We start from the raw sequence: 5,141 nt of genomic DNA on the forward strand, positions 1-5,141 counted from the left end.
GTCGTGGCGGCTCCCCCAGGGGGCGGCCGGTGCGGTGGCGACCCGGCTGGGGGACGGCGGAGCGGATCGCCGTCTCGCCCGGGTCGACCGGAGCGGGTTCGTGGACGCCGACGTCCGGCCCGGCCGCACCTATCGGTACCGGGTGCAGGCCTCCTACGAGCGGCCCGACGGGGCCCGCGCGCTGTCCAAGGGCGTCGTCGTGACCGGGCTGCCGGAGAGCCCGCCGTCCGCCGTCCCCGACCTGTCGGTCGAGCTGCCCGCGGCCGGAGGGCGGCCGGTCGCCACGATCAGCTGGACGGCCCCGTCCGGCGGCCGGGTGGTGATCCGGAGAGCGGACGGCCCGCCGCCCTGGCCGCCCGGCACCCTGCTCGCGGCGCCTGACGTGGAGCGCTACGGGCGGGAGGTCCCAGGCGCGGCCGTCCCCGGCCCCGGCGGGCGGATGACGCTGCGCACCCCGATCGACGGCGTCACCAGCGCGCATTTCCTCGCCGTCACCCTGGGCGCGGGCCAAGCGCTGATAGGCCCCTCGGCCGTGCTCGTCACGGTCGAGCCGGTACGGGAGCTGGAGGTCCGCCGGGTGGGCGACACCGCGGTGCTGAGCTGGATCTGGCCGGACGGCGCCCGGTACGCGGAGGTGGTCTGGGCCCCCGCCGACCCGGCCGGGAGCGCGCCCGGCGACCCCGACTCCTGGACGGCCGCGACGGTCTCCGAATGCCGCCGCCGCGCGTACGAGGACGACGGCTGCCGCCTCGACGTCGGGCCCGGTGCCGCGCTCGTGGCCGTCCGCACGGTGACGCGCGACGAGAACAGGAGCGGCGGGGCGCGGTCCCGTCCGGCGCTGGGCAGCGTCCCGGCGCGGGAGGCGGAGGTCCGCTACCGGTTCCGTCCGGCGCGGCGGCGGCGCCGGGGCGCGGCCGTCCTGGAGCTGACCGCGGACCGGCGCACCCGACTGCCGCCGCTGGTCGTCGTGCACCGCGCGGGCGACGTCCTGCCCCTGCGTCCCGAGCAAGGCGATGTCATCCACGAGATACCCGCCCGCGACCTGGAACCCGGGGCCCCGCTGACGCTCCGGTTCGAGATCCCCGGCGGCGCGCGCCGGTTCCGGCTGGCCTGCTTCCCCGCGCCCGGCGCCCCGTCCACCGGCACGTCCGGCGGCACGGGCGCGGTGTCCCTCCGACGCGACCCCCGAAGTTGGTGACCGCCGTTGCTCTCGATCCTGCCGACACTGGTCTGCCCGTACTGCTACCAGTCGTTCACGCCGCGGAAGATGATGTGGCGCTGCACCGGGCTGCTCGGGCCAGAGGGCGGCAGGTGCCCGCCCGAGCGTGACCGGGCGCTGTCGCGCCGCTTCGGCATGAACGAGGCGCTGCCGCCGGTGTTCGCCGGGGGCCGGCTCGCCGCCCTGAACGGATGGCAGTCGACGGCCCGCTGCCCGCGCTGCAAGGACGCGTCCACGCAGCGGATCTGCCCGCACTGCCACAGCCTCCTGCCCGTCCACTTCGACAAGATCGACAGCCGGCTGATCGCGCTGATCGGGGCGAAGGGCGCCGGCAAGACGGTCTACATGACGGTCCTGCTGCACGAGCTGATGCACTCGGTCGGGCGCCGCTTCGACGCCGCCGTCGTCGGCTCGGACGACCACACCCGCAGCGAGTTCGCCAAGCGGTACGAGGAGACGCTCTACCGGGAGAAGGTGCTGCCCGGCACGACGCGGCCGGGCCAGGCGGAGCTGCGCCGCCCGCTGGTCTTCAAGGTCACCCTGGACGGACGCGGCCTGCTCCGCTCCCGGGACCGGCACACGATCACCTCGTTCTTCGACACCGCGGGCGAGGACCTGATCTCCAAGGAGAGCGTCGACCTCAACGTCCGGTACCTGCGCGGCGCGGACGGGATCATCCTGCTGCTTGACCCGCTGCAGATGCGCGGGGCGCGGGAGAGCGCCAAGCCCGGCACCCGGCTGCCGCAGGCCGACGACAAGACCGACAACCCCGTCAACGTGCTGACCCGCGTGACCGACGTCCTGTACGAGGCGCACGGGCGCGGCCCCAACCGGCGGATCGACGTCCCCGTCGCGGTCGCGTTCTCCAAGATCGACACGCTGTGGCACGGCTTCGCCGAGGGAAGCCCGCTGCTGGGCGAGGCGCCCGCCGACAAGCCCGTGTTCGACCAGGCCGACAGCCTGGCCGTGCACGACTACGTGCGGGCGCTGCTGCACGAGTGGGACGGCACGCAGATCGACCAGGTCATGCGCAAGAACTTCGCGGACTACCGCTACTTCGGCCTGTCGTCGCTGGGCGGCAACCCCACGTCCGACAACCGGGTCGACCCGCGCGGCATCCATCCGCACCGGGTGGCCGACCCGTTCCTGTGGCTGCTCAGCAGGTTCGACGCCCTCCCGTCCACGAAGGGGTGACATGGACTTCCACCAGCTGTACTACACGTCCTGCCGGACGGGCCTGTCCGGCTACGCCGGGTACCAGTTCAACGCGGTGACCCCCGGCGTCTCCCCGGAGGTCATGCACGAGGTGGAGGCGGTCAGCTCCTACGAGCCGCCCGGCACGCTGGGGCACTCGCCGACCCCCGAGCAGATCGAGGGCTGCCCGGTCAACCTGTGCTTCGTGCCGGGGCCGGAGCCGATCGTCGCGAACGTCGCGTTCACCGGGACCGACTACTCCGGCAGGTTCGGCAACTACTTCGCGCACGCGCTCGTCCCGGCGAGCGGGGGGACGTGGCGGGGGCCGCTGCCGATCGAGCTGTGGAAGGCGCCGCTGTGGACGCGGGACGCGGTCACCGGCACGGACCTGCCGCGGCTGCCCGGCCCGCTGCCCACCGGCCCGCTGCGCCGCGACGCCGTCGACCGCTTCCTGGACGGCACCCCGCGCCGCCGGCTGCTGCCCGCGCTGCTGGCCGCCGTGGAGCGCGCGGCCCTGGACGAGGAGCGCTCGGTGGTGATCCTCGCCGCCGACGATGACGAGGTCGCGTGCTGGATCGCCGCGATCTCGTTCCTGCTGCCCCCGCCGCTGGTCGCGAAGGTGTCGTTCGCCACCTACCAGTTCCGGCCGTCCTACAGCAGGCATCACGTGATCGGGACCGTCCCGGGGGCGGAGATCGTCCCGGACGAGCGGGCGTTCGCGGGCTTCTTCCTGTTCGACTTCACCACGGGCGAGGCGTCCGAGGTGGCGGCCGGGCCGCTGCCCCTGCTCCTCGCGGGCACCGGGACGGTCGCCGCCGAGCCGCTCTGGCGGCGCGCCCGGGCCCTGGCCGCGGGCGGCGAGCTGCGGCTCGCGGACTGGCATCCGCTCATCGCGGCGGCGGCGCTGCTGGACGGCGGCCCGGGCATCGGCCCGGACGATCTCGACGCGGCCTGCACCTGGCTGGGGAGCAACGCGCGGCGCCTCGACCGGGACACGGTCGGCCGCGTCGGCGCCGCCGCGCTCGGCCATGACGCCGCGTCCCCCGCGCACATGACCGGGCTGGCCGACGCCGCCGCGGCCGCCGGGCTCGACGAGCTGCTGGCGCTGGCGGAAGGACGCCTGGTCATGGGCCATCTCGCGCAGGCGTCCGATCCCTCCGCCCCGGCCCCGCGCGCCGCGCGGCTGCGGTCGGCGCGTGCGCGCGAGCAGGCCCGGCGCGGCTACGCGCAGCGGCTCGCCGGTGCGGACGCGGCCACCCTGGTGCGGCTGCTGGCCCTCGCGGACGCGCACGGCGTGCAGCCCGACCCGCACACGCTCCGCGGCTGCGGGTCCGGCGTGGTCGGCCCGCGGCTGCTGCGCCGCTCCGACCAGGACGACCTGCACGACGCCGTCCGGCGCTGGCCGGACCTGCGCGCGGGGACGCTGTTCCACCTCGACCAGGTCGCGTCCGCCGACAGGGCGCGGGTGCACGCGGTGTTCGACGCCGGGCTCGACAAGGCCGTCCCCGAGGCCGAGCTGACCGCGCTGCCCGCGCTGCACGAGGCGGCGCTGGTCGCCCGCGGCCGCAGGGACGGGGAACCGCCCGTGGACACGGCGCTGGCGGTGCTGTCCGCCCGCGGCCCGTCCGGACGGCTGGACGAGGCGCTGCTCACCGCGCTCTGGCCGGGCGGATGGACGCCGGACGACGCACTGGCCCTGCTGCGGGGCCTGCCGGACGGCGCCGCCGCCGACCCGGTGCTCGTCCCGTGGGTGGAGCCGCTGCTGGCCTCGCCGTCGTCCATGGACGACCCCGTCCGGCAGAAGTCCTACGGCGCGCTGTGCGCGCTGGTGGACGGGCTGCCGCTGGCAGGGCTGCTGCCCCCCGCGCTCCGCGACCGGGTCGAGGCGGTGGCCTGGATCCACCTGGCGGAGAAGCCGCTCCTCGTGACCGGGTCGGGGAAGAACGCGACGCAACGGTACGAGGCGGGAAAGGCCCTGGTGGAGGCGTACAGCAGCCCTGCCGATGCCCCCGCCGCGTCCCCCGCCGAGGACTACCTGCTCCTGCGGCTGGGCGTGCTGCTGCCGACCCTGCGGCACGACGCGCTGGCCCGCCTCCTCGTCGCCGCGCACGACAAGATCTTCGACACCTACCTGGACCGGCTGAACCGGACGATCGACGGGGAGCGCGCGAACGCCGTCCCCGCCGCGGGCGCCGCGTTCGCGACGCTGTGGACCGCGGAGAAAGACCTGGGCGCCGTGCCGGTCGCCCGCGCGATCCACGACGTGCTGCTGCGCGGCCTGCCGGAATGGCGCAAGCGCGACCTCAACGCGGTGGAACGCGAGGTCCGCCGCCGGACGGGCCGCATGGCCGCGGCCCAGGACTTCCAGCGCTGGCGGGACAAGCACTGCCGGCGGCGCCGCTGGCTGCCCGGACGTCTGTCACAGTGAGGGGCCCCGACGATGTCGACCTATGGCGGAGGATCGACCTACGGAGGTGGGTCCACCTACGGGGACGGGTCCACTTACGGCGGCTACCCGCCGCCGCGCTACCCGTCCGGCTCCGGGGCCGGGCTCCCGACGGGCTGCGGATGCCTGATCATCCTCGCGGCGACGTGCCTGGGCTGGTTCATCATCGTCCCGGTCCTGACCGTGGTCGTGTCGTTCTTCACGGTGCTCTGCATGTACCGCTACCTCGTGACGCTGGCCTCGATCATGGGCCTGGGCAAGGCCCCCGCCCCGGCGCCCATC

3 protein-coding genes and 1 pseudogene are annotated in these 5,141 nt (G+C 75.4%); all 4 read left to right on the forward strand.

All coding sequences use genetic code 11. The features are described from left to right. Window positions 1–1,198: hypothetical protein (locus ETD83_RS39130; RefSeq protein ID WP_205718138.1), on the forward strand; the 1,198-nt coding region annotated here is incomplete at its 5' end. 6 nt (window positions 1,199–1,204) lie between these two features. After that, on the forward strand, window positions 1,205–2,413 hold the full coding sequence (locus tag ETD83_RS39135) for a TRAFAC clade GTPase domain-containing protein (protein WP_138650255.1): 1,209 nt from the start codon (window positions 1,205–1,207) through the stop codon (window positions 2,411–2,413). 1 nt (window position 2,414) lies between these two features. Further along, the gene (locus ETD83_RS39140; RefSeq protein WP_138650256.1) at window positions 2,415–4,841 is read left to right on the forward strand and encodes a GTPase-associated protein 1-related protein; all 2,427 of its coding nucleotides are present in this window, start codon (window positions 2,415–2,417) and stop codon (window positions 4,839–4,841) included. Window positions 4,842–4,853: 12 nt separating this feature from the next. Beyond that, window positions 4,854–5,141: pseudogene (locus ETD83_RS39145) on the forward strand (hypothetical protein); the annotation flags it as partial.

It is taken from the genome of Actinomadura soli, from assembly GCF_005889715.1.
In the GTDB taxonomy this organism is placed as follows: Bacteria; Actinomycetota; Actinomycetes; order Streptosporangiales; family Streptosporangiaceae; genus Spirillospora; species Spirillospora soli.